Genomic DNA, 26,148 nt, shown 5'->3' with positions numbered 1-26,148 from the left:
TATTCACATCCTGACCCGATGAATAGAGCTAGTCAATACGGGGACCGCCGCCCACGGGCGCGTCGCGGATGTTTGGCTGGATGCATGGGCGCAGGCATCCACGGGACGGGGGACGACGTGAACGACTCCGGCGAAAGTCACCTGAGCGAGGCCGACGGGGAGCGGGCCGCGCGCCGGGACGAGGCGGTGCGGGCCGCCGTGGAGCGGGGATTGCTGGGGCCGGGCACCCCCATCATCGGCCTGCTCGACGTCACCGGCATCCGGGAGTCGGCGGCGGCGCTGCGGGCGGCGTTCGAGGCGGTGGTGGCGCCGGGCACACCCGTGCTGCACGCCTTCGCGGTGAAGGCGACCCCGCTGGTGCCGGTGCTGCGGCTGCTGCACCAGGAGGGCATCGGCGCCGAAGTGGCGAGCCCGGGCGAGCTGGCGCTGGCGCGGGCGGCCGGGGTGCCGCCGGAGCGGACGGTGCTGGACTCGCCCGCCAAGACACCGGCCGAACTGCGGGAGGCGCTGGAGCTGGGGATCACCGTCAACGCGGACAATCCGCAGGAGCTGGAACGCATCGACGGCCTGATGAGGTCCGCGGTCAGCAGCTCCCCCATCGGCATCCGGGTGAACCCCCAGGTAGGCGGTGGCTCCATCGAGGCGCTGTCCACGGCGACGGCGACCTCGAAGTTCGGGGTGGCGCTGCGGGACGAGGGGGCGCGGGAGTGGGTCGTCCGGGCGTACGCCGACCGGCCCTGGCTGACCCGGCTGCACGCGCACACCGGGTCCCAGGGCATCCCGCTGTCCCTGATGGCCGAGGGCGTGGCGGAGACGTACGCGCTCGCCGAGGAGATCAACCGGCGGATCGGGCGGCCGCAGATCGACACGATCGACATCGGCGGCGGACTGCCCGTGAACTTCGCCTCGGACGCGACGGCACCGACGTACGCGGAGTACGCGCGGGTGCTGCGCGAGGCGGTGCCGGGGCTGTTCGACGGGCGGTACGGGCTGGTCACCGAGTTCGGGCGGTCCCTGCTGGCCAAGCACGGAACGGTGGTGGCGCGGGTGGAGTACGCGAAGGTCTCCGGCGGCCGGCCGGTCGCGGTGACGCACGCGGGTGTGCAGGTCGCCACGCGGACGGTGTACGTGCCGGGGGCGTGGCCGTTGCGGATCGCCGCGTACGACGCGAAGGGGCGGCCGAAGCAGGGGCCGCCCGTGGTGCAGGACGTGGCCGGTCCCGCCTGTTTCGCGGGCGACCTGCTGGCCGAGGGACGTGCGTTGCCGTTGCTTGAGCAGGGCGACTATGCGGCGGCGCCGGACACCGGTGCGTACTACTTCGCGCACCACTACGCGTACAACTCCCTCGCCCGGCCCGGTATTTACGGGTTCGTGCCGGATGGGGAGGGAGGTGTTGCCTTCGCGGTGGTGCGGGAGGCGCAGTCGGTCGAGGAGATCGTGGCCGAGTCCGGAGGGACGCACGCCGATGCCCTCACGGACGTGGTGCGCCGTGGGGGCATCGGCCGTCGGTGATCTGCGGGTTCGTACGGCACTCCGGTGGGCGGGATCAGACCAGCGCCGCTGTCCTGCGCCGGGCCCCACCCGGTGCCGCGTCCCCCGCCGCGATGCCCGTGCTGCGGTACGCCTTGACCGCCTTGCCCGCCGGGCGTCCGCCGTTGCCGGCGAGCCAGTCCACGCGGACCCACAGCAGGACCTCCTCCGCCCGCTCCCGCCGCCCGATCCACGCGGCCTTGAGCCACAGGCCTGCGCCGCAGCCGGCCAGGAGCAGGCCGCCGGCGGCGGATGCGGCGAAGGCGCTGCCGAGGGCCGCGAGGAAGGCGAGCAGCAGCCACCAGCGGTGGCCGCGGCGCCAGTTGCGTGTGGTCACCGCCCGGTCCTGGAGCACGTCGTGCTTGCCGGCGCGGGCGGCCGAGCGGGCCAGGGCGGCGTACCGCTTGCGGCGCGTGTACACCACGACGGCCGTCGCCAGGATGAACAGCACGGCCCCGGCCAGTGCGCCGATCCGGCGCCCGGTCAGTCCCGGCGCCAGGGCGCCGATGCCCGCCGCGAACACGCCCAGCCACCACAGCGGTGCCGCCCCCGCACGTACGACGACGGCCACCCGAGCCAGCCCCTGTGCTCCTCCGCGCGCCACGTTCAGCCTCCCGTCTCAGGTCTGTGATCTGTGAATCTGATCTATGAGCTCTGATCTGTGATCTGTGAAGCGTCTGAAGGGTTTCTCCAAGGCACTCACGCTAGCGACACAAGGTGAGACGAACCTGAGAAAACGGCCGGTCAGGACAGTGGGTCACTCCACGAACAGCCCGCGCGCCGCCGCCTTCGCGTCGAACTCCTCCAGCCGGGCCTGGGCGTCGGGCAGGCCGTCGCACATCGCCTCCAGGAGCACCCGGCCGAGCAGCATCGGCGCGCAGGCGGTGTCGAAGGCCAGGCCGGTGCCGACGGCCGCCGGCAGCAGCAGGTCGGACACCTTGGCGACCGGCGCGAAGGCGGAGTCGGCGACCGTCACGACCGTGAGCCCCGATTCCCTGGCGTAGGCGAGCGTGTCGACGACCTCGCGGGGGTGCCGGGGCAGCGCGAAGCAGAGCAGGGCCGTCGCCCCGGCCCGGACCGCGCCGTCGATACGGTCCTGGATCATCGTGCCGCCCTCGCCCAGCAGCCGGACGTCCGGATGGACCTTGGCGGCGAAGTACGCGAAGCCGTAGGCCTGGGCGGCAGCCGCCCGCAGCCCGAGGACGGGGAGCGGGCGGCTCCCGGCGAGGATCCGCCCCGCCCGCTGCACGGGCCTGGGGTCGGCGAGCAGTTGCGCCAGGTGCCGCAGGTTCTCGATCTCGGCCTCGACGGCCTGCTGGTACTCGTTGTACGCGCCGGCCTCCGCCGCCGGTTCCGCCGGGGCGACCTCGCGCAGGTGCCTGCGCAGGGCGGGATAGCCGTCGAAACCGAGGGCGACGGCGAAGCGGGTCACCGACGGCTGGCTGACCCCCGCCAGCTCGGCCAGCTCCACGCTGGACAGGAACGGCACGTCGGCGGCCCGCCGCACCATGCTGTGCGCGATGCGGCGCTGGGTCGGCGTCAGCCGGTGCCCCTCGAAGAGCGCCTGCAGCCGCGCGGCAGGGCTGTCGGTCACGCTCATGACGTGCTCCCCCTCGGCCTATTCACATACCGCAAGTTCTGCATGCCGTTATACAGCCGGGGCGTGCTCGCGGCGAACCCGGTCCGACGGGCGGACCCCAGCACCAACCGGGGGGCTAACCCCAGTGCGACCGCCGCACCCGCTCCCTACCGTGGCTGACATGACCGGAATGGACGGGCGGGACGCCGAGTTGAAGAAGGAACTCAACGCCACCCTGCAGGCCCGCAGGGAACTGGGCGAGGAGTACGAGTCGGCGCTGGTCGACTCGTTCCTGGAGAAGGTCGACCAGCGCATCGACGGCGCCGTGGAGCGCCGGGTGCGCCGGCAGCTCGCCGAGCAGCAGATGGCGGCGGCCCGGGACTCCCGGTCACCGAAGCCCACGGACTCCTGGGGCGAGCGCTTCGGCTTCGGCATCGTCTCCCTCGTCCTCGCGATCCCGTTGTCCGCGATCGGCGGCGGACTCGCCCACCTCCCCGGGATCCTCGTGGCCTGGGCGGGCATCGTCGGCGTCAACGTCGCCCAGGTCGCCCGCACCAACCCCGGCCTCTTCGGCCGCCGTAAGACGTCCCGGGACGACGGCTGGGAGGTCTGACGGCGGCCGCACCGAGCGGCCCCGGCCACTGCGGCCGCTACACCTGGCGCGTGGGCAGCACGACGACCTGCCGCAGGTTCACCCGCCGAGGCCGGCTCGCCACGTAGGCCACGACGTCGGCGATCTCCTCCGACGCCAGCCCGCCCAGCTCCGCGAACATCCCCTCCAGCTGCCCCGCCAGTTCGGCGTTGTCGATGTGCGACTTCAGTTCCGTCTCCGTCAGCCCCGGCTCGATGTTGGTGACCCGCACGTCACGCGGCCCGAACTCGGTGCGCAGGGACTGGGAGAGGTAGGTGAGCGCGGCCTTGGTCGCCCCGTACACGGCGTAGTTCGGGAACGCGACGTGCGCGCCGACGGACGAGATGTTCACCAGGTCCGCCGCGCGTCCCCGGGCGGCCGCGTCCACCAGGTCGCCGGTGAAGGCCCGGATCACCCGCAGCACCCCGGTCACGTTGGTGTCGAGCATCCGCTGCCACTCGTCGATCCGCCCGGCGCCGACGGGGTTGGGCAGCATCACCCCCGCCGAGTTCACCACCAGGTCGACGGTCCCGTACGCCTCGTGGACCCGGGCCGCGGCGGCCTCCACGGACGCGTCGTCGGTGACGTCCGCGACCACGGCGAGCGCCTGCCCGCCGTCGGCCCGGATCTTCCCGGCGAGCGCGTCCAGCCGCTCCCCGCGCCGGGCCAGCAGCGCCACCCGCGCCCCCTGCGCGGCCAGCAGCACGGCGACGGCCTCGCCGATCCCGCTGGCGGCTCCGGTGACGACGGCGGTACGACCGGCCAGGCTCTCGTAGGCCCCCTGGTAAGAACCCTCGTACGGCATGAAGCACTCCTTCGGTGATCGCGCCGCCGGTCCGCCCGGCGACGAGAAACACCCTCCGCCGCCCCGCCCGCGCTACCCAGGGACGCGCTTTTCCTGGGTCTGCCAGTACCAGGTTCGGCGTTTGCCGCCCGCCTAGGATCGACCGCATGGACGGCGACTGGATCGACGGAGAAATCGGTGACTTCCTGCGCTCGCGCCGCGCCCGCATCCAGCCGGCGGAGGTCGGTCTGCCCTCGTACGGGCGGCGCCGTGTACCGGGCCTGCGCCGCGAGGAGGTGGCGCAGCTGGCCGGGGTGAGCGTCGACTACTACATCCGGCTGGAACAGGGCCGCGGGCCGACCGTGTCGGACGCCGTACTGGACGCGATCGCACGCGTCCTGCGCCTGGACGACACCGAGCACGCCTATCTGCGTACGGTGGCCCGCCCCCGCAGGAAGCACGAGCGCCGCCCGGCCGCGCCCCGCGTGCGCCCCGGCGTCCAGCTGCTGCTGGACAGCATGGACCGCACCCCCGCGTTCGTTCTCGGCCCCCGCATGGACGTCCTCGCCTGGAACGCGCTCGGCGACGCGGTGAGCGGCTACCGCCGCAAGGCGCCCGCGGACCGCAACATCCCGCGGCACGTCTTCCTCGACCCCGAGGCCCGCGCCCTCTACCCCGAGTGGCACGCCGTGGCCGCCCAGACCGTCGCGCACCTGCGCATCGACGCCGGCCACCACCCCGACGACCGCGAGCTGTGCGCCCTCGTCGGCGAACTCTCCGTCAAGAGCGAGGACTTCCGCCGCCTGTGGGCGGACCACGAGGTGAAGGCGTGCATGCACGGGGTGAAGCGCATCGCCCACCCGGTGGCGGGCCTGCTGACCCTCCCCTACGAGACATTGACGGTCCCGGTGGAACCGGAGCAGACGATCGTGGTCTACACGCCGGAGCCGGGGTCGGAGACGGAGGAGCGGCTGCGGTTGCTGGCCAGTTGGGCGACGGCCGGCGTGTGACGCGTACGCGGACCGCCCACCGAAACCTCGTGCGCGGGGACCGCCGCACCCCCGTCACCGGGGGGCGGGACGACGGCGGTCCCCGCGAGGGACGCGGGCCGGGTCAGGGCCGGGCTGCGCGTCCAGGCGTCAGGGAGGTCCGGGAGCCGCTCCGGAGGTCCTTGGCGCCGTTCGCCGCCGGCCGGGGCGGGGAGCCGCTCCCGCCCTGCCGACACCCCTTAATGTGCCCGACGCGTGTTAAGCGGGTGCTGCGCCGACGTGACACGCTCGTACCACTTCCGCGAAGTCCGCGAACGTCGTTGATCACCGCAAGTTCGCCGCCGGCACCGGCAGTTCACCGGACGTTCACCGCTGAATCGCCGTCGGGGAACTACTTCCCGCTCTTGGCGAGGAAGGCCAGCAGGTCCTGTCGGCTGACCACCCCGGTCGGCTTGCCCTCGACGAGCACGATCGCCGCGTCCGCCGAACCCAGCACGGACATCAGGTCCGCGACCGGCTCACCGGAGCCGACCTGCGGCAGCGGCGGCGACATGTGCTTCTCCAGCGGGTCCTCCAGGGAGGCCCGCTTGGCGAACAGGGCGTCCAGCAGCTCCCGTTCGACGATGGACCCCACGACCTCGGCGGCCATCACGTCCGGGTGGCCGGCGCCCGGCTTGACGACCGGCATCTGCGAGACGCCGTACTCGCGCAGCACCTCGATGGCCTGGCCGACCGTCTCGTCCGGGTGCATGTGGACGAGGGAGGGGATGGAGCCGCCCGCCTTGTCGTTCAGCACGTCGCCGACGCGGGCGCTCGGGCCGGTGTCCTCCAGGAAGCCGTAGTCGGCCATCCACTCGTCGTTGAAGATCTTGCTGAGGTAGCCGCGGCCGCTGTCGGGCAGCAGGACGACCACGACGTCGTCCGGGCCGAGCCGCTCGGCCACCCGCAGCGCGGCGACGACGGCCATGCCGCAGGAGCCGCCCACCAGCAGCCCCTCCTCCTTGGCGAGGCGCCGCGTCATCTGGAAGGAGTCCTTGTCGGACACGGCGACGATCTCGTCGGCGACGTCACGGTCGTACGCCGTCGGCCAGAAGTCCTCGCCGACGCCCTCGACGAGGTACGGCCGTCCGGAGCCGCCGGAGTAGACGGAGCCCTCGGGGTCGGCGCCGATGACCTGGACGCGGCCGTCGCTGGCCTCCTTCAGGTACCGCCCGGTGCCGGAGATGGTGCCGCCGGTGCCCACACCCGCCACGAAGTGGGTGATCTTCCCCTCGGTCTGCTCCCACAGCTCGGGGCCGGTCGAGTGGTAGTGGGAGAGCGGGTTGTTGGGGTTGGAGTACTGGTCCGGCTTCCAGGCGCCCGGCGTCTCCCGCACCAGCCGGTCGGAGACGTTGTAGTAGGAGTCCGGGTGCTCGGGGTCGACGGCGGTGGGGCACACGACCACCTCGGCCCCGTACGCCCGCAGGACGTTGATCTTGTCGGTGCTCACCTTGTCGGGGCACACGAAGATGCACTTGTACCCCTTCTGCTGGGCCACGATGGCGAGGCCGACACCGGTGTTGCCGCTGGTCGGCTCGACGATCGTGCCGCCGGGCTTGAGCGCACCGCTCTCCTCCGCGGCCTCGATCATGCGCAGGGCGATGCGGTCCTTCACGGAACCGCCCGGGTTGAAGTACTCCACCTTGGCCAGGACTGTCGCCCTGATGCCCTTGGTCACGCTGTTGAGCCTCACCAGCGGGGTGTTGCCGACGAGGCTGATCATCGAGTCGTGGAATTGCACCGTTGTCTCCGGATGCTGCAAAAGATGTGGTCGTGATTGGTGCCGCCAGCCTATGGCCTGCCGCTGACCCGTGACGGTCGTTCACTCCCCGTCGAGATTGGGCGACCGTCCGTACGGGGCAAGCAGTGGGTGTACGGGTTCGAGGAGGTGGCGGCTACGCATGACGAGCATGTCGAGGGCGAGGGTGGCCCGGCGCATCGCGGCCGGCGCGGCGTACGGCGGCGGCGGGATCGGTCTGGCCGGGGCGGCCACGGTGGGTCTGCTGCTGGCCGAAGTGCAGCTGGCCAGGCGTCGGGTGGGCAACAACACGCCTCCTCGGGTACCGAATGCGGAGGGTCTGTACGGCGACACCGGCGACCCGGCCGGTGAACCGCCCCTGCGGCTGACGATGCTGGGCGACTCCACGGCCGCGGGCCAGGGCGTCCACCGGGCCGGTCAGACACCGGGCGCCCTGCTGGCGTCGGGGCTCGCGGCACTGGCGGAACGCCCGGTGGAGCTGCGCTCGGTGGCGGTTCCCGGGGCCCGCTCGGACGACCTGGACCGCCAGGTGTCGCTCGTCCTGTCCGACTCGTCCCGCGTACCCGACATCTGCGTGATCATGATCGGCGCGAACGACGTCACGCACCGTATGCCCCCGACCCGCTCGGTGCGCCACCTGTCGGCGGCGGTACGGCGTCTGCGTACGGCCGGCGCGGAGGTGGTCGTGGGCACCTGCCCCGACCTGGGCACGATCGAACCGGTCCGCCAGCCACTGCGCTGGCTGGCCCGACGGGCCTCCCGCCAGCTGGCGGCCGCCCAGACGATCGGAGTCGTCGAACAGGGCGGCCGCACCGTGTCCCTGGGCGACCTGCTGGGCCCGGAGTTCGCGGCGAACCCGCGCGAGCTCTTCGGCCCCGACAGCTACCACCCCTCGGCCGAGGGCTACGCCACCGCCGCCATGGCGGTCCTCCCCACGGTCTGCGCGGCCCTCGGCCTGTGGCCGGCGGAGGAGGAGCGCCCCGACGCCTCCCGCCGCGAGGGCTTCCTCCCGGTCGCCCGGGCCGCGGCCGAAGCGGCCTCGGAGGCCGGCACGGAGGTCACGGCCGCGATGCCCACCGGCCCTCGCGGCCCCTGGGCCCTCCTGAAACGCCGCCGACGCCGCCGCGTCCCGGAACCCGAACCCGCTCCGACGCCCCCCGACCCCACCGACCGGGAAGGGGCCGGACTGCCGGGCTCCGGGCCCTAGGGCTCCCGTCAGGACCAGCCCGCATCGGCCCGCAGCGCCCGCGCCGCCACGGGGGCGCGCCCTTCCGCTCCCGCCATGGCGTCCGCTCCGGGCACCCGGCGGGAGCGTGGCGGGCAGCCCGGCGCCGGGCCGATCACCTGGCGGGCGTACGAGAAAAGCAAGCGCTTGGAAAGTGCGGTCCGAGTCACACCGCCGTAACCGTGACCTCGGCCATACGGACGGGTAACTTCCCAGAGAGCCCTGCACATCCCTCGTACGCCAATGGAGCCGTGATGCCCGAAGCCGTGATCGTCTCTGCCGCCCGCTCCCCCATCGGCCGCGCTGTCAAGGGCTCCCTGAAGGACCTGCGCCCGGACGACCTCACCGCCACGATCATCCAGGCAGCCCTCGCCAAGGTCCCGGAGCTGGACCCGAAGGACATCGACGACCTGATGCTCGGCTGTGGCCTCCCCGGCGGTGAGCAGGGCCACAACCTCGGCCGCATCGTCGCCGTGCAGATGGGCATGGACCACCTGCCGGGCTGCACCGTCACCCGGTACTGCTCCTCGTCCCTGCAGACCTCCCGCATGGCCCTGCACGCCATCAAGGCCGGCGAGGGCGACGTCTTCATCTCGGCCGGCGTCGAGATGGTCTCCCGCTACGCCAAGGGCAACTCCGACAGCCTCCCGGACACCCACAACCCCCTCTTCGCCGACGCCGAGGCCCGCACCGCCGCCGTCGCCCAGTCCGAGGGCTCCACCTGGCACGACCCGCGTGAGGACGGCCTGCTGCCCGACCCGTACATAGCGATGGGCCAGACCGCGGAGAACCTCGCCCGCTGGAAGGGCGTCACGCGACAGGACATGGACGAGTTCGGCGTGCGGTCGCAGAACCTGGCCGAGGAGGCCATCAAGAACGGGTTCTGGGAGCGCGAGATCACCCCGGTGACCCTCCCCGACGGCACCGTCGTCGCCAAGGACGACGGCCCCCGCCCCGGCGTCACCCTGGAGGGCGTCCAGGGCCTCAAGCCCGTCTTCCGCCCCGACGGCATGGTCACCGCCGGCAACTGCTGCCCCCTCAACGACGGGGCCGCCGCGCTCGTCATCATGAGCGACACCAAGGCCCGCGAGCTCGGCCTCACCCCACTCGCCCGCATCGTCTCCACCGGCGTCTCCGGCCTGTCCCCCGAGATCATGGGCCTCGGCCCGGTCGAGGCCTCCCAGCAGGCCCTGCGGCGGGCCGGCCTGACCATCGACGACATCGACCTGGTCGAGATCAACGAGGCGTTCGCCGCCCAGGTGATCCCCTCCTACCGCGACCTCGGCATCCCGCTGGAGAAGCTGAACGTCAACGGCGGCGCCATCGCCGTCGGCCACCCCTTCGGCATGACCGGCGCCCGCATCACCACCACGCTCATCAACTCCCTCCAGTTCCACGACAAGCAGTTCGGCCTGGAGACGATGTGCGTCGGCGGCGGCCAGGGCATGGCCATGGTGATCGAGCGCCTGAGCTGAAATCGGGGCCCCAGAACCCTGGCGACACCAGGGTTCTGGGCCATTTTGTGATCCAATCTCCCCCAGGATGTGACCTATCTCCCTCTCCGGAGGGATCTACGCAGGTCAGAGCCGCTGCACCACCAAGCCTCGGACCCAAAATCCTGTCCGTTTCGTGACGTTACGCACTGACAGCGGTCTAGTCCGCCCTTCAAGCTGATGTAGGAAGTCGGGGGTCGACTTTGAACCGGGAGTACGTCAGTGAGCGCCATGCCGATCGCCTTGCTGCTCACCACGGCCGCCACCGGCGCCGTGGGCGTCGCCGTCCTGCGCACCCTGCTGCAGCTGCGCCGCCAGGTCGCGGCCCTGCACACGCAGCTGGCCGAGCACGGCGCCGCCACGACGCAGGGACTGGTTCCCGCCGCCCGCAGCGCCGCTGACGCCGACGAGATACGCGCCGCCGTGGCCGAGGCGCTCGCCGAGGAACGGGAGCGGGAGCTCGCCGAGGCGCGGGCGTTCTGGGCCGCCCAGGAGGCCCGTGAGGCCTCCGACGCCCCCTCCCTGCTGGGCCTGCCCGACAGCGAGCTGTTCCTGCCCCGGCAGGCCGATTTCGCGGGCCTGGAGCCGGTCGCCGAGCCGAGCGCGGACATCGACGAGCACCCCGGGGACTCCCCCGAGCTGGCCGCGGCCCGCCGCCGCCACCCCTCGCACCCCGACTTCGTACCGAACCCGTCACCGGTCGTGAACGACCACGAGCGCACCGTCGCGACCCTGGAGGAGCTGGCCGCCTCCCGCGTCGAGCTGACCGACGTCCGCCCGGGCCCCCTGGGCACCCTCGACGTCTACGTGTTCGCCGACGGCACGACCCTGTGCATGACCCCGGGCCACCGCGACACGGCCGAACGTCTGTCCTCGGCCCTCCGGGCCGGCGAAACCCCGGTCCTCCTGGGCGGCTCGGGCATCTCGGGCGCGTACACGCTGACCTTCGCGTGCGGCGGTGAGACGGTCTACATCCTGGCCGACCGGGTCATAGCGTCGCTCTAGCGAACCGTCACACCCCGGCCCGCTTCTGTGCCTCGGCCACCAGCCGCACCGCTTCCTCGACCTCACCCGCCTCGGTCAGCACGAGCGCCAGGTCGTGTCCGGCCACGGTGATCTGGTCCGCGGCCGCGAACATTCCGGCGTCCGGCATCTCACGGGGCTCCACCCCGGGCGTCTCGCGGACCTGCGCCCTTCGAGCCAACTCCCGGGCCAGACTCAGCGCCTCCGCGGCGGCGCCCCGCTGCAACCGGCTCTGCGGCGCGGCCCTCAGACGATCGGCGAAGTGATCCACGGCACGGCTCAGAGGCGTCGTATCAACCACGTCGCGAGCGTACGCGTCGCACCCGGACTGTTGCCAACGGGCGAACGCTCAGGCACCGTGACCTGAAGGACCGGCTTACATCCCATGCGTACGGAGGCGCCGATGTCCCAAGTCTTCTCCGAGGAGACCCACCGCAACCTGCTAGCCCGCATCCCCCACTGCACCGGTCGTGAAATCTCCGACTGGCTCCGCACCGTCGAAGAAGGCCCCGCTCTCTTCCGCTTCGAGGAGAAGGTCAGCTGGCTCCGGCACGAGCACAACCTCGCGTACGGTCACGCCAAGGCGATCATCCATGAGTACGACCTGAGGAGGGCGGCGCGCAAACTGCTCTAGGCGCCGCGCTGCCTGGACGACGACGAAGGGCCCCGGCGAACCGGGGCCCTTCGTCATGCCACTCGTCATGCGGCGCTGCGTGTCACGCGCTAGTCATTGCTGTTGAGGATCGAGATGAGCCTCAGGAACTCCATGTAGATCCACACCAGCGTGAGCGTCAGGCCGAAGGCCGCGAGCCACGCCTCCTCACGGGGGGCGCCGTAGGCGACGCCGTCCTCGACCTGCTTGAAGTCCAGGGCGAGGAAGCAGGCACCGAGGATGATGCCGACGATGCCGAAGATGACGCCGAGCGCTCCGCTGCGGAAGCCGAGGCCGTCACCGCCGCCGAACACCGCGAACAGCAGGTTCACGGTCATCAGCAGGATGAAGCCGAGCGCGGCCGCCATCACGAAGCCGACGAATCGGCGGTTGACGCGGATCCAGCCCGCCTTGTACGCCACCAGCACACCGGCGAAGACCGCCATGGTGCCGATCACGGCCTGCATGGCCGCGCCGTCGGCGATGCGGTTGTCGACGATGCTGGAGACGACACCGAGGAACACGCCCTCGAACGCGGCGTACGACAGGATCAGCGCCGGCGAGGCCTTGCGCTTGAAGGACTGCACGAACGCCAGGACCATGCCGATCAGCGCGGCGCCGATACCGATGCCGTAACTACGGCTGATGTTGGCGTCGTCGACGGGCAGCAGCGCCCAGGAGAGCGCGGCCGTGACGATGAGCACGCCGAGCGTGGTCGCCGTCCGCATGACGACGTCGTCCATCGTCATCCGGCCGGTGGTGACCGGCGCCTGCGGCGGCGCACCGTACTGCAGGTCCTGCTGGGCGTACGGGTTCTGTGCGTACGGGTTCTGTGCGTACGGGTTGCCCGTCGGCTGGGCGTACGGGTTGCCCTGCGTGGCGACGGCGGGACCCCCGGCCTGCGGCGCGGTGTTGAAGCCCGCGTAGCCGTTGTCGCGGCTGAACCCCCGTCGCGAGAAGACCGGGTTTCTGCTCCTCATTTCACTCCTCCATGGCCACACTGCGCAGCCTTGGCTCAAGAGTAATGGAAAGGCAAAGGATTGACCCTAGTGCTTGGGGAGGATCTTTCCCATGCCATGGTGCGCAACACGCTACGCGGATCCGTGATTCCCACCACCACCAGGGCCCATTCATGACCAAGCTGCGACACGTCCGGAACCGGCCGGAGATCAGCAGCTGACGTCACCTTGACGGGGGTACCCCTCACCCGAACGGGAAACCGGTGTACCCCTCGGCCAGGTCGGTCTCGGCGGCGCGCGCGGTCGTGAGCCGCTCCAGGCGGGCGAGCTGGAGGCGGTCGTCGAAGGCGGTGGCGTCGGGGGCCCGGTGCAGCAGCGTCGTCATGTCGTACGAGAACCGCTCGGCCTGCCAGATCCTGCGCAGACAGGTCGCGGAGTAGGCATCGAGGAGATCGGCGGAGCCGGTCTCCTTCTGGTGGGTGAGGGCCCGCGCGAAGGTGACGACGTCCCCTACGGCGAGGTTCAGGCCCTTGGCGCCGGTGGGCGGCACGATGTGCGCCGCGTCGCCGGCGAGGAAGAGGCGGCCGTACCGCATCGGCTCGTGGACGTAGGAGCGCATCGGCGTGACCGACTTCTGCGTGATCGGGCCGCGCTGGAGCGTCCAGCCGTCGGCGGTCTCGAAGCGGCGCTCCAGCTCCGCCCAGATCTCCTCGTCGCCCCACGCGTCGGCGTCCGTGCCCTCGGGGACCTGGAGGTAGAGGCGGGAGACGGACGGGGAACGCATGGAGAGCAGGGCGAAGCCGCGGTCGTGGCGGGCGTAGACCAGCTCGTCGTGCGAGGGCGGCACGTCGGCGAGGATGCCGAGCCAGCCGAAGGGGTACGTCCGTTCGAACACCTGGGTCAGTCCGGCGGGGATCGCCTTGCGGGCCACGCCCCAGAAGCCGTCGCAGCCGACGACGTAGTCGCACGCAAGGACGTCCTCGCTGCCCTGATGGCGGAACCGGACGCGCGGGCTCGCGGTGTCGGCGCCCTCGACGGCGAGTGCCTCCGCCTCGAACAGCAGCGGGCCGCCGTCCTTGAGCTGGAGGGCGATGAGGTCCTTGCAGACCTCGGTCTGGGCGTAGACCATCACGGACCGGCCGCCGGTGAGGGCCGGGAAGTCGACGCGATGGCGTCGCTTGGCGAACCGCAGTTCGATGCCGTCGTGGCGCAGCCCCTCGCGGTCCATGCGCTCCCCCGCGCCGGCCGCGCGGAGCACGTCGACGGTGCCCTGCTCCAGGATCCCGGCCCGCTGCCGGTGCTCGACGTAGGCGCGGTCGCGGCTCTCCAGGACGACCGAGTCGATACCGGCGTTATGGAGGAGCCGGGCGAGGAGGAGTCCGGCGGGGCCGGCTCCGATGATGCCGACGGTGGTGCGCATCGGTCGTTCCCTTCGGTTGGCGTCTTCGCCGGCGAGGGATTTTGTTCGCGTGGTGAAATTTCCTTCACCGGCTTCGGACGTGAGTTTCCGACCGCGTACGCCCGCTGTCAACGGGCTTGCCGTGAAGTCTTCAATGAACGATGCAGCGATGCGAACGACGTGGAGGTGCCCGGAGCCGGACTTGAACCGGCACGCCCGCGAAGGGGCAGCGAGGTTTAAGCTCGCCGTGTCTGCATTCCACCATCCGGGCAGGCCATGGGCTCCGCGTCGAGGTTACGAGCCTATCGGGATACATCCCCCGAACAGCGGACGGGCGGACCGATGTTGTCTTATTTTATTGACGTCTGAGGGTGCATCAGCACCCGGTACGCGCCATCCGCACTTGCCAATAGCCTTGCGTGTGAAGGTCGGCCGCGCATGCGGAATGACGGAATTTCACCGCCCGAACGAGGCCGCTCCACCTGTTCTCGACACAATCGCCGCTCAGGGTCGGCCGTCCTCCCCAGGTATGACACGGCATCGCGCGGTCCGACCCGAGTCGGCCCCCAGAACCGGAACTACGGCTGACTACACGGCGGCTCACGGCCAGGACGATGGATCACGTCCCCCAGAACACCGTCGTACCGACAGGAGCGCCTTTCCCGTGACCACCGCATCCATCGCCGACCGGTCCACCGCCGTGGCCGCGCGCGCCACGGACCTGTCGAAGATCTACGGACAGGGCGAGACCCAGGTGGTCGCCCTCGACCGGGTCTCCGTCGACTTCCGGCAGGCCGAGTTCACCGCGATCATGGGCCCCTCCGGCTCCGGCAAGTCCACGCTGATGCACTGCGTGGCCGGGCTGGACACCTTCTCCTCCGGTTCCGTGCGCATCGGCGAGACCGAGCTGGGCTCCCTGAAGGACAAGCAGTTGACCAAACTGCGCCGCGACAAGATCGGCTTCATCTTCCAGGCGTTCAACCTGCTGCCGACGCTGACGGCCCTGGAGAACATCACCCTTCCGATGGACATCGCGGGCCGCAAGCCGGACAAGGAGTGGCTGGACAGCGTGATCCGGATGGTCGGGCTGGCCGACCGGCTCGGTCACCGTCCCTCCCAGCTGTCCGGCGGTCAGCAGCAGCGCGTCGCGGTGGCCCGCGCCCTGGCCTCCAAGCCCGAAATCATCTTCGGCGACGAGCCGACCGGAAACCTCGACTCCCGCGCGGGCGCGGAGGTGCTGGGCTTCCTGCGCAACTCCGTACGGGAGTTGGGGCAGACGGTGGTGATGGTGACCCACGACCCGGTGGCGGCGGCGTATGCGGACCGGGTGGTCTTCCTCGCGGACGGGCGGATCGTGGACGAGGTGTACGGGCCGACGGCGGAGTCGGTGCTCGACCGTATGAAGGCCTTCGACGCCAAGGGCCGCACCAGCTGATCCCCCGTCAGGACCGACAGGACTGAGAAGAAGAACCCATGTTCCGTACCGCCTTGCGCAACGTACTCGCGCACAAGGCCCGGCTCCTGATGACCGTCCTCGCCGTGATGCTCGGCGTGGCCTTCGTGTCGGGGACCCTGGTCTTCACCAACACCATCTCCGACGCCCTCCAGAAGAGTTCCGCCAAGGGCTTCGACCAGGTCGACGTCGCCATGACAGCGGACTACCAGGACGCCGAGGGCGACCAGGTCGGCAAGGTCCACGAGCTGACCCAGTCCGTGCTCGACAGGAGTGAGCGGGTGCCCGGGGCCGCGTCCGCCATCGGGGTCGTGCAGGGCTTCACCGCCATCGCCGACAAGGACGGCAAGCTGATCGGCGAGGGCTTCCAGTCGCAGGGCGGCAACTACTGGGGTACCGAGGACCCCCGCTACCCGCTGGTCAGCGGCCACGCCCCCAAGGGCCAGGGCGAGATCCTCATCGACTCCGAGACGGCGAAGCGCGCCGGCTACAAGGTCGGCGACACCGTACGCATGTCGGTCGACGGGCCGGTCCTGACCCCGAAGATCACCGGCATCTTCACCACCGACGACGGCAACGTCGCGGCCGGCGGCAGCCTCACCCTGTTCGACACGGCGACCGCCCAGAAGCTGTTCGGCAAGGCGGGCGTGTACGACCAGATCGTCGTCAAGGCGAAGGCGGGCGTCACGCAGACCGCGCTGCAGGCGGAGCTGGACAAGGCGTTGCCCAAGGGCACCGTCGCGACCACCACCGGCAAGGAGCTCGCCGACGACCAGGCCGAGGCGATAGCCCGGTCGATGAGCGGCATGCAGACGGGCCTGCTGGTCTTCGCCGGCATCGCCCTGTTCGTCGGCACCTTCATCATCGCCAACACCTTCACCATGCTGGTCGCCCAGCGCACCAAGGAGCTGGCGCTGATGCGGGCGGTCGGCGCCTCGCGCCGGCAGGTGACGCGGTCGGTGCTGATCGAGGCGTTCGTGGTCGGCGCGGTCGCCGCCGTGGCCGGTCTGCTCGCGGGCATCGGCATCGGGGCCGGACTGCGTTCGCTGATGGGTACCTTCGGCGCGACCGTGCCCGACGGGCCGCTGATCATCAAGCCCGCCACGATCGTCGCCGCGCTCGTCGTCGGCATCCTGGTGACCATGCTGGCGGCGTGGCTGCCGGGCCGCAGGGCCGCGAAGATCCCGCCGGTGGCGGCCATGAACAGCGTGCACGCGAAGGCCACGACCAAGTCGCTGGTGCTGCGCAACACGCTGGGCGCCCTGGTCTCGGCCGCGGGGATCGCGGTGGTCCTGATGGCCTCGACCATGGACGGCTCGGACGGCCAGATACCCATGGGCTTCGGCGCGGTGCTGCTGATCATCGGCGTGTTCATCCTGACCCCGCTGCTGTCCCGCCCGCTGATCGCCGCCGCGGCGCCGGTGCTGCGCGTCTTCGGTGTCTCGGGCAAGCTGGCCCGGCAGAACTCGGTGCGCAACCCGCGCCGTACGGCCGCCACGGCCTCCGCGCTGATGATCGGCCTGACCTTGATCACCGGTATGACGGTGATGGCGGGCAGTCTCCAGCAGGCCATCGAGAAGATGGCGTCGTCGTCGATCAAGGCGGACTACGTGGTGTCCATGGCGAACGGCAACCCGCTGTCGCCGGACGTCGAGAAGAAGCTGGAGCAGACGGACGGCGTCAGCGCCACCAGCCCGATGCTCAACGCCGAATCCCGGATCGACGGCCAGACCGAGTACCTGACCGGCGTCAACGGCGCCGCGATCGGCGAGCTGGCCGGCCCCGAGGTGGACGAAGGGTCCTTCAAGGTCGGCGGCACCCAGGTCGTCGTGGACAGCGAGACCGCGCAGTCCTATGGCTGGAAGGCCGGTTCCGACTTCACCGTCTCCTACGCGGACGGCAAGAAGCAGAAGCTGACGGTCGCCGGGACGTACGAGAGCAACGACTTCCTGCGCGGAATCCTGCTCGACCAGGCGACCCTCGCCCCGCACGACGCGGACCCGTACAACATGAAGGTCATGGTGAAGACCTCCGGCGGAACGTCCGGCGCGACGCAGGACAAGCTGGAGAAGGCCCTCGGCACCAACCCGGCGATCAAGGTGCAGGACAAGCAGGACATCTCCAACGAGATCGCGCAGATGTTCACGCTGATGCTGAACATGGTCTACGGCCTGCTCGCGATGGCGGTGATCGTGGCGGTCCTCGGCGTCATCAACACCCTGGCCATGTCGGTCTTCGAACGCTCCCAGGAGATCGGCATGCTCCGGGCGATCGGCCTGGACCGCAGGGGCATCAAGCGGATGGTCCGTCTGGAGTCGCTGGTGATCTCGCTGTTCGGCGCGGTGCTGGGCATCGGCCTGGGCGTGTTCTTCGGCTGGGCGGCCGGTGAGCTGCTGGCCTCCAGGATGGCGACGTACGAACTGGTGCTGCCCTGGGCCCGGATCGCCGTGTTCCTCCTGCTGGCGGCCACCGTGGGCGTCCTGGCGGCGCTGTGGCCGGCGCGGCGGGCGGCCCGGCTGAACATGCTGGAGGCGATCAAGGCGGAGTAGGGATACCGGACACAGGGCCCCGTCGCTTCCGGGCGGCGGGGCCCTGCTTCTGTTTCCGGGCTAGTTCCAGGTGCGGGAGCGCAGCGGCATACCGGAGTCGCCGGACTCCGGGGTCCTCACGGCGAGGACCTGGTTGACGCCGATGCGGTTGCGTTCGAAGGAGACGGCCGAGGCGGCCATGTACAGGCGCCAGACGCGGGCGCGGCCGGGGCTGGTGAGCCGCACGGCGTGGTCCCAGCCGGCCTCCAGGTTGGCGACCCAGCGGCGCAGGGTGAGGGCGTAGTGCTCGCGGATCGACTCCACGTCGCGCACCTCGAACCCGGCGCGTTCGAGCTGGGTGACGGTGGTGCCGAGGGGGGCGAGTTCGCCGTCGGGGAAGACGTAGGCGTCGATGAACTCGTCGATGTGGTACGTCGACTCGTCCCTCTGCGGGCGGCGGGCGATCTGGTGGTTGAGGAGGCGGCCGCCGGGCCTGAGCAGGCTGTGGAGGTCGGTGGCGTAGTCCAGGTAGCGTTCCGCGCCGACGTGTTCGGCCATGCCGATGGAGGAGATGGCGTCGTACGGTCCGTCGGCGACGTCCCGGTAGTCCTGGACGCGGATCTCGACCTTGTCGGTGAGCCCCTCATCGGCGACGCGCTTACGGGCGTACGCGGCCTGTTCCTGGGAGAGGGTGATACCGACGACGTTCGCGCCGTGCTCGCGGGCGGCGTGGATGGCCATGGTGCCCCAGCCGCAGCCGACGTCGAGGAGTCGCTGACCGGCGGTCAGCGCGAGTTTGCGGCAGACGAGTTCGAGTTTGTCGTGCTGGGCGGCTTCCAGGGTGCTGTCCGGGGAGGGCCAGTAGGCGCAGGAGTACACCATGGACGGGCCGAGGACGAGCTCGTAGAAGTCGTTGCCGACGTCGTAGTGGTGGCTGATGGCACGTCTGTCGCTGCGCTTGGTGTGGAGGTGGCGGCGGGGCTTGCGGACCTCCTCCTGGGGCGGGGCGGGAGGCAGCGGGGGGCCGGCGAGCTTGACGAGGCCGCGCACGGCGGCCCGGACCTCGGGGTCGCGCAGGGCCTGACCGAGGGTGCGGGCGCCCTCCCCGCGCTCCCAGAGGTGGCCGGCGAGCAGGTCGAGGGTGGTGTAGAGGTCGCCGTCGATGTCCAGGTCGCCGGCGACCCAGGCCCGGGCCAGGCCCAGTTCCCCCGGCTTCCACAGCAGGCGGCGCAGGGCCCTGCGGTTGCGGACGACGAGGGTGGGCGCGTCCGGGGGGCCGGCCTGTGAACCGTCCCAGGCGCGGATGCGCACCGGGAGAGGGGATTCCAGCAACCGTTCGAAGAGGCCCTTCAGTCGCGGCGCGGCGTCTGCCATGGTGTGCACCTCCGTGAGTGTCCCGGAATGTCCGACACCACGTAAACACCTGCGGGGCGGGGGTGCAGTCCCCGGCGCGCGTTACATCTGGGCAAACCTTCGAGCGCCACCCTCGTCCGGCGCAGCACCCCTGGGCCTCGGGAGAAGGCTGAGGCGCAGTCCCGCAGGCGCCGTACGCCGAAGGACCTCCCGCACCACGGATGGCGGGAGGTCCTTCGGGTGGATCAGTGACCGCGGGTCAGGAGGCCTTGGCCTTCTCCTCGGTCTTCTCCTTCGGCGCGGCGGCGACCGGTGCCGGCTTGGCGGCCTCGTAGAACTCCTCGCGCGGGGACTCGATCGCGCCGAGCGAGACGACCTCGCGCTTGAGGAACATGCCGAGCGTCCAGTCGGCGAAGACCCGGATCTTGCGGTTCCAGGTCGGCATCGCCAGGCCGTGGTAGCCGCGGTGCATGTACCAGGCGAGGCGGCCCTTCAGCTTGATCTTCATCTTGCCCATGACGATCATCGCCACGCCCTTGTGGAGGCCGAGGCCCGCCACCGCGCCCTTGTTGGCGTGGGCGTAGTCCTTCTGCGGGAAGCCCCGCATACCGGAGATCACGTTGTCACCGAGGACCCGGGCCTGACGCAGCGCGTGCTGGGCGTTCGGCGGGCACCAGGCGTTCTCCACGCCGGCCTTGCGGGCGGCGAGGTCCGGCACCTGGGCGTTGTCGCCGGCGGCCCAGATGTAGTCCGTGCCCTTGACCTGGAGCGTCGGCTCGCAGTCGATGTGACCGCGCGGGCCGAGCGGGAGGCCGAAGCGGGACAGAACCGGGTTCGGCTTGACGCCGGCCGTCCAGACGATGGTGTTGGAGTCGACCTCGAGGCCGTTCTTCAGCACCACGTGGCCGTCGACGCAGGAGTCCATGGAGGTGGACAGGTAGACCTCGACGCCACGGCCCTCAAGGTGCTCCTTGCCGTACTTGCCGAGCTTGGGACCGACCTCGGGAAGGATCTTGTCGGCGGCGTCGACGAGGATGAAGCGCATGTCCTCGCGGGACACGTTCTTGTAGTACTTGGCGGCGTCCCGGGCCATGTCCTCGACCTCGCCGATGGTCTCCGCACCGGCGAAGCCACCGCCCACGAAGACGAAGGTGAGCGCCTTGCGGCGGATCTCCTCGTCGGTGGTGGAGTCGGCCTTGTCGAGCTGCTCCAGAACGTGGTTGCGCAGGCCGATGGCCTCCTCGATGCCCTTCATGCCGATGCCCTGCTCGGCGAGGCCGGGGATCGGGAAGGTGCGGGAGACCGCGCCCATCGCGATGACCAGGTAGTCGAAGGGCAGCTCGTACGCCTCGCCGACCAGCGGGGCGACGGTGGCGACCTTGCGGTCCTGGTCGATGGTGGTGACCCGGCCGGTGAGGACCTCCGCCTTGGGAAGCACGCGTCGCAGCGGGACGACGACGTGACGCGGGGAGATGTTGCCGGCGGCGGCTTCGGGGAGGAAGGGCTGGTAGGTCATGTACGACCGGGGGTCGACGACCGTGACGGTCGCCTCTCCGTAACGCATCTTCTTGAGGATGCGCCGAGCTGCGTACAGGCCTACGTACCCACCGCCTACTACGAGGATCCTGGGACGCTCCGTGGTGCTCATGCCATCGAGTATCCACCCGCCGCAGGGGGGTAGCTCGTGCGCCCCTTCACAAGCTCGGGCAGGGCCTGTGTTACACTCCCGCGCTCACGTGATCGAGGTCATGGCGACAACCGGGAACCAATCGTGTAGGACCGGCCGTTGTCAATGCCGCGTGAGCTGCCTCTCTGAGTGACGGGCCCCTCTGTGAGGCCGCTGTGACGACCTTCCGCCGGCTCGCTCCGTTTGCCCTTGCGCCACCTTTCTGAACATGTTCAGGAGCCCTCTGGACCCCCGGACGGGTCAACGGGAGCCCTCTTGCGCCCCGACCGGGGACAATTCCTTGTGAAGAACTTCACGAACTTTTCCGGCGGGACGTCACGGAGGGCCCCACCAGGGGACCCTCCAGTGCGCTCATACGTTATTCGACCTGCTCACCCGAAGGCTACCGACAGGTAACAAACGAGACCTACGCCACCGACCACGCGATGCCGTCGAGGATGTCGTGTTCGCTCACGACGACCTCCTCCGCGCCGATCCGCTCCATGATCGACAGCAGTACCAGCGCTCCCGCGGCGATCACGTCCACCCGCCCCGGGTGCATGGACGGAACGGCCGCGCGCTCGGCGTGGGTGGAGTGCAGCAGCCAGTCGGTGATCTCGCGGACACGGTCGCGGGAGACACGGGAGTGGTGGATGCGCTCCGAGTCGTACTCGGGCAGGTCCTGCGCGATCGCCGACACGGTCGTCACCGACCCGGCGAGCCCCACGAGGGTGTGCGCCTCGCGCAGCGGCACCGTCTCCTCGGCGCGGTCGAGGGCCGCCTCGATGTCGGCCCGCATCGCCGCGATCTGCTCCTCGGTGGGCGGGTCGGACACGGCACCGTCCCGCAGCAGGTGCCGCTCGGTCATCCGTACGCAGCCGACGTCGACGGAGCGGGCCGCGCGCACGTGGTCGTCCCCGACGACGAACTCGGTCGAGCCGCCGCCGATGTCCACCACCAGGAACGGGCGCCGCAGGTCCTCCCGTCCCGTCAGTTCCTTCGTGGCGCCGGTGAAGGAGAACTCGGCCTCCTGGTCACCGGTGATGACCTCGGGTTCGACGCCGAGGATGTCCAGCACCCCGCGCACGAACTCCTCCCGGTTCTCGGCGTCCCGGGAAGCGGAGGTCGCCACGAAGCGCAGGCGCTCGGCACCGTGCTCCTTGATGATCGCCGCGTACTCGCGGCAGGCGGCGAAGGTCCGCTCCAGCGCCTCGGGGGCGAGGCGCCCGGTGCGGTCGACGCCCTGGCCGAGGCGCACGATCGTCATGCGGCGGTCCAGGTCGACGAGTTCGCCCGTGTCCGGGTCTGCGTCCGCGACCAGGAGCCGGATGGAGTTCGTACCGCAGTCGACGGCGGCGACACGGGTCACTTGGCGTCCTCCTCGGTCGTGGTCACACACGGCCCCTTGCGCCACCACTCCGGCAGCATCGCCAGCGCCTCGTCACCCAGCGGGTTGACGCCGGGGCCGGCCGCCAGCGAGTGGGCCACCAGCACGTGCAGGCACTTCACCCGGTCCGGCATGCCGCCCGCGCTCGGGAAGCCCTTCAGCTCGTCGATCTCGTCCCGCCGCCGGATGTAGTCCTCGTGGGCGGCGCGGTAGGCGGCGGCCAGCTCCGGGTCGGCCGCCAGCCGCTCGGTCATCTCCTTCATCACGCCGTCTGCCTCCAGCGTGCCGATCGCCGAGGCGGCCCGGGGGCACGTCAGGTAGTACAGCGTGGGGAACGGCGTGCCGTCGGGCAGCCGCGGTGCCGTCTCCACGACGTCCGGCTGCCCGCACGGGCACCGGTGCGCGATGGCACGCAGTCCGCGCGGGGGACGCCCGAGCTGCTGCTTGAAGGCCTCGACGTCCTCGTCGGTGGGCTCGGTGCGAGGAGTGGGAGGCGGGGGCGTTTCCATGACTGTCTTCGGGCTGTCTTTCTATGGGCTGATAGGTCTATGGGGTCTGCGGGTCTGCGGGTCTGCGGGTTTGTCGGTCTGCTGGTCTGCTGGTCTGCAAGTCTGCGGGTCTGTCGGTCTGCGGGCCATGGCCCAGAGGCTGTCGGTCTCACTGACCGGCGGCGTCGGACTCGTCGACCCCGTCCCAGAGGTTCGCGTACCAGGGGCGGTCGGCCACTCCCCGGTCGGCGCGCGACTGCTGGGCCGCGTGCGGATCGATCACGATGTAGCCGGTCTCACCGGGCATCACGTAGTGCAGCCGCTGCCGGATCTGCTGCTCGGCGTACGCGTCGTCCTGCCAGCGTGCCTTGAGGTCGCGCAGTTTTTCGACCCGCTCCTGGGCCTGCTGCTTCTGCCGCTCCAGATCGGCGATCTCGGCGCGCTGGGAGACGTACTGGCGCATGGGGTAGGCGAGGGCCACGATCAGCGTGCACAGCACCATGGCGAGCAGCGCGGCCCGGCCGGTGAGCCGGGAGCGGCGGGCCTGGCGCCGGGTCTGGGAGCGGTAGACCCGGGCGGCCGTCTGTTCGCCGAGCAGCCGGATCCTGGTCGTGGTGGAGAAACGGTCCCGGTCCTTCACGGCCATGTCTCCGCCTCCCGTTCCCCTTCATACGCGCGTACGTCCCCGGACACGGTACGGGACCGGGTACGGGGACGTACGTACGACGCTTCCTGGGACAGCGTTCAGCCCTTGACGTTCAGCCCTTGAAACGGGGGAACGCGCTGCGGCCGGCGTACACGGCGGCGTCGTCGAGGATCTCCTCGATGCGCAGCAGCTGGTTGTACTTGGCGACGCGCTCGGAGCGGGCGGGGGCGCCGGTCTTGATCTGGCCGCAGTTGGTGGCGACGGCCAGGTCGGCGATGGTGACGTCCTCGGTCTCGCCGGAGCGGTGGGACATCATGCACTTGAAGCCGTTGCGCTGGGCCAGCTCGACGGCGTCCAGGGTCTCGGTCAGGGAGCCGATCTGGTTGACCTTGACCAGCAGGGCGTTGGCCGCGCCCTCCTCGATACCACGGGCGAGGCGCTCGGGGTTGGTGACGAACAGGTCGTCGCCGACGAGCTGGACCTTGTCACCGAGCTTGGCGGTGATGGTCTTCCAGCCCTCCCAGTCGTCCTCGAACAGCGGGTCCTCGATGGAGACGAGCGGGTACGCGTCGACGAGCTCCGCGTAGTACTCGGTCATCTCGGCGGCGGAGCGTGCCTTGCCCTCGAAGGTGTAGGAGCCGTCCTTGTAGAACTCGGACGCGGCGACGTCGAGCGCCAGGGCGATCTGCTCGCCGGGGGTGTAGCCGGCTTCCTTGATGGCTTCGAGGATGAGGTCGAGGGCCTCGCGGTTGGAGCCGAGGTTCGGGGCGAAGCCGCCCTCGTCGCCGAGGCCGGTGGCCAGGCCCTTGCTCTTCAGGACCTTCTTCAGCGTGTGGTAGACCTCGGCGCCCCAGCGCAGGGCCTCGGAGAAGGACTCCGCGCCGATGGGGGCGATCATGAACTCCTGGATGTCCACGTTGGAGTCGGCGTGCGAGCCGCCGTTCAGGATGTTCATCATCGGCACCGGCAGCAGGTGCGCGTTCGGGCCGCCCAGGTAGCGGAAGAGCGGGAGGTCGCTGGCCTCGGAGGCGGCGTGGGCGACGGCGAGGGAGACGCCGAGGATGGCGTTGGCGCCGAGCGAGCCCTTGTTGTCGGTGGCGTCCAGGTCGAACATGGCCTGGTCGATCAGGCGCTGCTCGGTGGCGTCGTACCCGACCAGCTCCGGACCGATCTGCTCGATGACCGCGAGGACGGCCTTCTCCACACCCTTGCCGAGGTAGCGGTTCGAGTCGCCGTCGCGGAGCTCGATGGCCTCGAAGGCGCCCGTGGAGGCGCCGGACGGGACGGCGGCACGACCCGTGCTGCCGTCGTCGAGGCCGACCTCGACCTCGACCGTGGGGTTGCCTCGGGAGTCGAGGATTTCCCGGGCTACGACGACGTCGATGGACGGCACGAGCATCTCCTTCTTGGATGTGACGCGGACAGCAGGACCACGGTGGGTGCTGCGACACGAGCCTAACCGGCCCGGGCCGATCGGCCACCGGGTCGCCCACCCCGTGGACGGAACCGAGAGTAAATTGTTTCCGAACGGAACAAAGACGGTGCTGGAAAAAACCCCGCCCCGGTGCGTACGGGGGAACACGCACCGGGGCGGGGAGACCGTGGGGCCGGGGGGTGGCCCTCACGTGCCCCCACTATGGGGGACACAGGTATGAGGACGCTGTGATTCCGGTCAGAGCCGTCTCTTACTTGAGGTGCAGCTGCTGGCCCGGGTAGATGAGGTTGGCGTCGTCGACGATGTCCTTGTTCAGCTCGAACAGCTTGGCCCAGCCGCCGCCGACGTTCTGCTCCTTGGCGATCGAGCTGAGCGTGTCGCCCGCGGCGACCTTGTACTCGCCGTCGCCCTTCTCGACCTTCTTGCCGGTCGGGGTGGTGACGGTCTTCTCGGCGGCCGGACGCTCGGCGGAGCGGGAGGCCGGCTGCTGCTCGGTCTCGCGGGCGGCGCTGTCCGAGGAGGCGCTGTCCGAGGAACCGGAGCTGCTCGACGAGTCGCCGCCGGAGTACGAGGCGTTCGACAGGCCCGTGCCGCAGTTCGGCCAGGCACCCTTGCCCTGGGCGGCGAGGACCTTCTCGGCGATCTCGATCTGCTGGGCCTTGGTGGCCTTGTCGGCGGTCTGGGCGTACTGCGTGCCGCCGTAGGCGGACCAGGTGGAGGCGGAGAACTGCAGACCGCCGTAGTAGCCATTGCCGGTGTTGATGGACCAGTTGCCGCCGGACTCGCACTGGGCCACGGCGTCCCACTCGGAAGCGGTGGCGGCGGAGGCGCTGCCGGACGCCATCAGCGGCGCGGCGACGGCGGCGCCGGTCACACCGGCGACGGCGATGGCGCGGGTGGCCTTGGACGGACGGCGGTGCTTGCCCTTGCCGGAAAACAGCATGGATGGATCCCCTCACCGACGCCTGCGAGGTGAGCTGTCGGGTTCGGGCCGGTCGAGTTGCCCGGCCGCGCCCCTTGCGAGGCACGGCTTCACCCCTAGCCGCTGGGCTCAACTGCCCGGTGCGGCGCTTACCTTGGGTCCCCCGCTCCTGCCTACGGCGCTTGACGCGACGACTGTTCCCGGTCGG

23 protein-coding genes, 1 tRNA gene and 1 riboswitch are annotated in these 26,148 nt (G+C 70.6%); of the genes, 9 read left to right on the top strand and 15 right to left on the bottom strand.

The window, feature by feature from the left end; genetic code table 11:
- The first annotated feature begins 84 nt into the window (after nt 1-84).
- A complete protein-coding gene (locus NW895_RS38925) occupies nt 85-1,512 on the top strand; it encodes a diaminopimelate decarboxylase (RefSeq protein ID WP_289941816.1) in 1,428 nt (475 codons plus the stop codon).
- 34 nt (nt 1,513-1,546) lie between these two features.
- Here NW895_RS38925 and NW895_RS38920 read toward each other — a convergent pair whose 3' ends face one another.
- Both NW895_RS38920 and NW895_RS38915 read right to left on the bottom strand, forming a co-directional pair.
- Nucleotides 1,547-2,134: a hypothetical protein gene (locus NW895_RS38920; protein ID WP_289941815.1), complete on the bottom strand. Its 588-nt coding sequence runs from the start codon at nt 2,132-2,134 to the stop codon at nt 1,547-1,549.
- A 153-nt stretch (nt 2,135-2,287) separates the two neighbouring features.
- A complete protein-coding gene (locus NW895_RS38915; RefSeq protein WP_289941814.1) occupies nt 2,288-3,130 on the bottom strand; it encodes a MurR/RpiR family transcriptional regulator in 843 nt (280 codons plus the stop codon).
- A gap of 169 nt (nt 3,131-3,299) precedes the next feature.
- Here NW895_RS38915 and NW895_RS38910 point away from each other — a divergent pair, with 169 nt between their 5' ends.
- Nucleotides 3,300-3,722, top strand: a complete 423-nt coding sequence (locus NW895_RS38910) for a hypothetical protein (RefSeq protein WP_289941888.1) — start codon at nt 3,300-3,302, stop codon at nt 3,720-3,722.
- Between the two features lie 37 nt (nt 3,723-3,759).
- On the opposite strand, the gene NW895_RS38905 is transcribed toward NW895_RS38910, so the two are convergent.
- On the bottom strand, nt 3,760-4,545 hold the full coding sequence (locus NW895_RS38905) for an SDR family oxidoreductase (RefSeq protein WP_289941813.1): 786 nt from the start codon (nt 4,543-4,545) through the stop codon (nt 3,760-3,762).
- A 161-nt stretch (nt 4,546-4,706) separates the two neighbouring features.
- Between NW895_RS38905 and NW895_RS38900 the strand changes: the two genes are divergently transcribed.
- Nucleotides 4,707-5,534: a helix-turn-helix transcriptional regulator gene (locus tag NW895_RS38900; RefSeq protein ID WP_289941887.1), complete on the top strand. Its 828-nt coding sequence runs from the start codon at nt 4,707-4,709 to the stop codon at nt 5,532-5,534.
- Between the two features lie 370 nt (nt 5,535-5,904).
- Here NW895_RS38900 and NW895_RS38895 read toward each other — a convergent pair whose 3' ends face one another.
- A complete protein-coding gene (locus NW895_RS38895) occupies nt 5,905-7,293 on the bottom strand; it encodes a cystathionine beta-synthase (protein ID WP_289941812.1) in 1,389 nt (462 codons plus the stop codon).
- A gap of 160 nt (nt 7,294-7,453) precedes the next feature.
- Between NW895_RS38895 and NW895_RS38890 the strand changes: the two genes are divergently transcribed.
- From NW895_RS38890 to NW895_RS38880, 3 genes are all read left to right on the top strand, one after another.
- Nucleotides 7,454-8,518 carry an SGNH/GDSL hydrolase family protein gene (locus NW895_RS38890; protein WP_289941811.1) on the top strand — a complete coding sequence of 355 codons (1,065 nt, stop codon included), beginning with the start codon at nt 7,454-7,456 and terminating at the stop codon, nt 8,516-8,518.
- Nucleotides 8,519-8,790: 272 nt separating this feature from the next.
- On the top strand, nt 8,791-10,011 hold the full coding sequence (locus NW895_RS38885) for an acetyl-CoA C-acetyltransferase (RefSeq protein WP_289941810.1): 1,221 nt from the start codon (nt 8,791-8,793) through the stop codon (nt 10,009-10,011).
- A gap of 240 nt (nt 10,012-10,251) precedes the next feature.
- Complete coding sequence (locus tag NW895_RS38880; RefSeq protein ID WP_289941808.1) at nt 10,252-11,034, top strand: hypothetical protein; 783 nt, start codon at nt 10,252-10,254, stop codon at nt 11,032-11,034.
- 7 nt (nt 11,035-11,041) lie between these two features.
- On the opposite strand, the gene NW895_RS38875 is transcribed toward NW895_RS38880, so the two are convergent.
- The gene (locus NW895_RS38875; RefSeq protein ID WP_289941806.1) at nt 11,042-11,353 is read right to left on the bottom strand and encodes a hypothetical protein; all 312 of its coding nucleotides are present in this window, start codon (nt 11,351-11,353) and stop codon (nt 11,042-11,044) included.
- Between the two features lie 102 nt (nt 11,354-11,455).
- On the opposite strand from NW895_RS38875, the gene NW895_RS38870 reads away from it, so the two are divergent.
- Nucleotides 11,456-11,686 (top strand): DUF4287 domain-containing protein, encoded by a 231-nt coding sequence (locus NW895_RS38870; RefSeq protein WP_260825813.1) that lies wholly within the window; start codon nt 11,456-11,458, stop codon nt 11,684-11,686.
- Between the two features lie 89 nt (nt 11,687-11,775).
- Here NW895_RS38870 and NW895_RS38865 read toward each other — a convergent pair whose 3' ends face one another.
- From NW895_RS38865 to NW895_RS38855, 3 genes are all read right to left on the bottom strand, one after another.
- Nucleotides 11,776-12,684 carry a Bax inhibitor-1/YccA family protein gene (locus tag NW895_RS38865; RefSeq protein ID WP_289941801.1) on the bottom strand — a complete coding sequence of 303 codons (909 nt, stop codon included), beginning with the start codon at nt 12,682-12,684 and terminating at the stop codon, nt 11,776-11,778.
- Between the two features lie 223 nt (nt 12,685-12,907).
- Nucleotides 12,908-14,083, bottom strand: coding sequence for a 4-hydroxybenzoate 3-monooxygenase (locus NW895_RS38860; RefSeq protein WP_289941799.1), 1,176 nt, complete (start codon nt 14,081-14,083; stop codon nt 12,908-12,910).
- A gap of 166 nt (nt 14,084-14,249) precedes the next feature.
- Nucleotides 14,250-14,333: transfer RNA gene (locus NW895_RS38855), tRNA-Leu, on the bottom strand.
- A gap of 393 nt (nt 14,334-14,726) precedes the next feature.
- Here NW895_RS38855 and NW895_RS38850 point away from each other — a divergent pair.
- Both NW895_RS38850 and NW895_RS38845 read left to right on the top strand, forming a co-directional pair.
- A complete protein-coding gene (locus NW895_RS38850; RefSeq protein ID WP_289941798.1) occupies nt 14,727-15,497 on the top strand; it encodes an ABC transporter ATP-binding protein in 771 nt (256 codons plus the stop codon).
- 38 nt (nt 15,498-15,535) lie between these two features.
- Nucleotides 15,536-18,064: an ABC transporter permease gene (locus NW895_RS38845; protein WP_289941796.1), complete on the top strand. Its 2,529-nt coding sequence runs from the start codon at nt 15,536-15,538 to the stop codon at nt 18,062-18,064.
- Between the two features lie 60 nt (nt 18,065-18,124).
- On the opposite strand, the gene NW895_RS38840 is transcribed toward NW895_RS38845, so the two are convergent.
- The 7 genes from NW895_RS38840 to NW895_RS38810 all read right to left on the bottom strand — a co-directional run bounded on the left by NW895_RS38840 (nt 18,125) and on the right by NW895_RS38810 (nt 25,961).
- A complete protein-coding gene (locus NW895_RS38840; protein WP_289941795.1) occupies nt 18,125-19,417 on the bottom strand; it encodes a class I SAM-dependent methyltransferase in 1,293 nt (430 codons plus the stop codon).
- Between the two features lie 238 nt (nt 19,418-19,655).
- On the bottom strand, nt 19,656-21,044 hold the full coding sequence (locus tag NW895_RS38835) for an NAD(P)/FAD-dependent oxidoreductase (protein WP_289941792.1): 1,389 nt from the start codon (nt 21,042-21,044) through the stop codon (nt 19,656-19,658).
- A 445-nt stretch (nt 21,045-21,489) separates the two neighbouring features.
- Nucleotides 21,490-22,431 (bottom strand): Ppx/GppA phosphatase family protein, encoded by a 942-nt coding sequence (locus NW895_RS38830; protein WP_289941791.1) that lies wholly within the window; start codon nt 22,429-22,431, stop codon nt 21,490-21,492.
- On the bottom strand, nt 22,428-22,958 hold the full coding sequence (locus NW895_RS38825; RefSeq protein ID WP_289941790.1) for a DUF501 domain-containing protein: 531 nt from the start codon (nt 22,956-22,958) through the stop codon (nt 22,428-22,430). The genes NW895_RS38830 and NW895_RS38825 overlap by 4 nt, the downstream gene beginning before the upstream one ends.
- Before the next feature lie 148 nt (nt 22,959-23,106).
- The gene (locus tag NW895_RS38820) at nt 23,107-23,583 is read right to left on the bottom strand and encodes a septum formation initiator family protein (RefSeq protein WP_289941789.1); all 477 of its coding nucleotides are present in this window, start codon (nt 23,581-23,583) and stop codon (nt 23,107-23,109) included.
- 112 nt (nt 23,584-23,695) lie between these two features.
- Complete coding sequence (eno, locus tag NW895_RS38815) at nt 23,696-24,976, bottom strand: phosphopyruvate hydratase (RefSeq protein ID WP_289941788.1); 1,281 nt, start codon at nt 24,974-24,976, stop codon at nt 23,696-23,698.
- Between the two features lie 292 nt (nt 24,977-25,268).
- Nucleotides 25,269-25,961: a transglycosylase family protein gene (locus tag NW895_RS38810; RefSeq protein WP_289941787.1), complete on the bottom strand. Its 693-nt coding sequence runs from the start codon at nt 25,959-25,961 to the stop codon at nt 25,269-25,271.
- Between the two features lie 4 nt (nt 25,962-25,965).
- Nucleotides 25,966-26,131, bottom strand: a riboswitch (cyclic di-AMP (ydaO/yuaA leader).
- Between the last annotated feature and the right edge of the window lie 17 nt (nt 26,132-26,148).

Source organism: Streptomyces sp. S.PNR 29 (assembly GCF_030386795.1).
In the GTDB taxonomy this organism is placed as follows: Bacteria; Actinomycetota; Actinomycetes; order Streptomycetales; family Streptomycetaceae; genus Streptomyces.
Note: the sequence above shows the minus strand (reverse complement) of the source record. Positions and strands in the feature narration are given on the sequence as shown.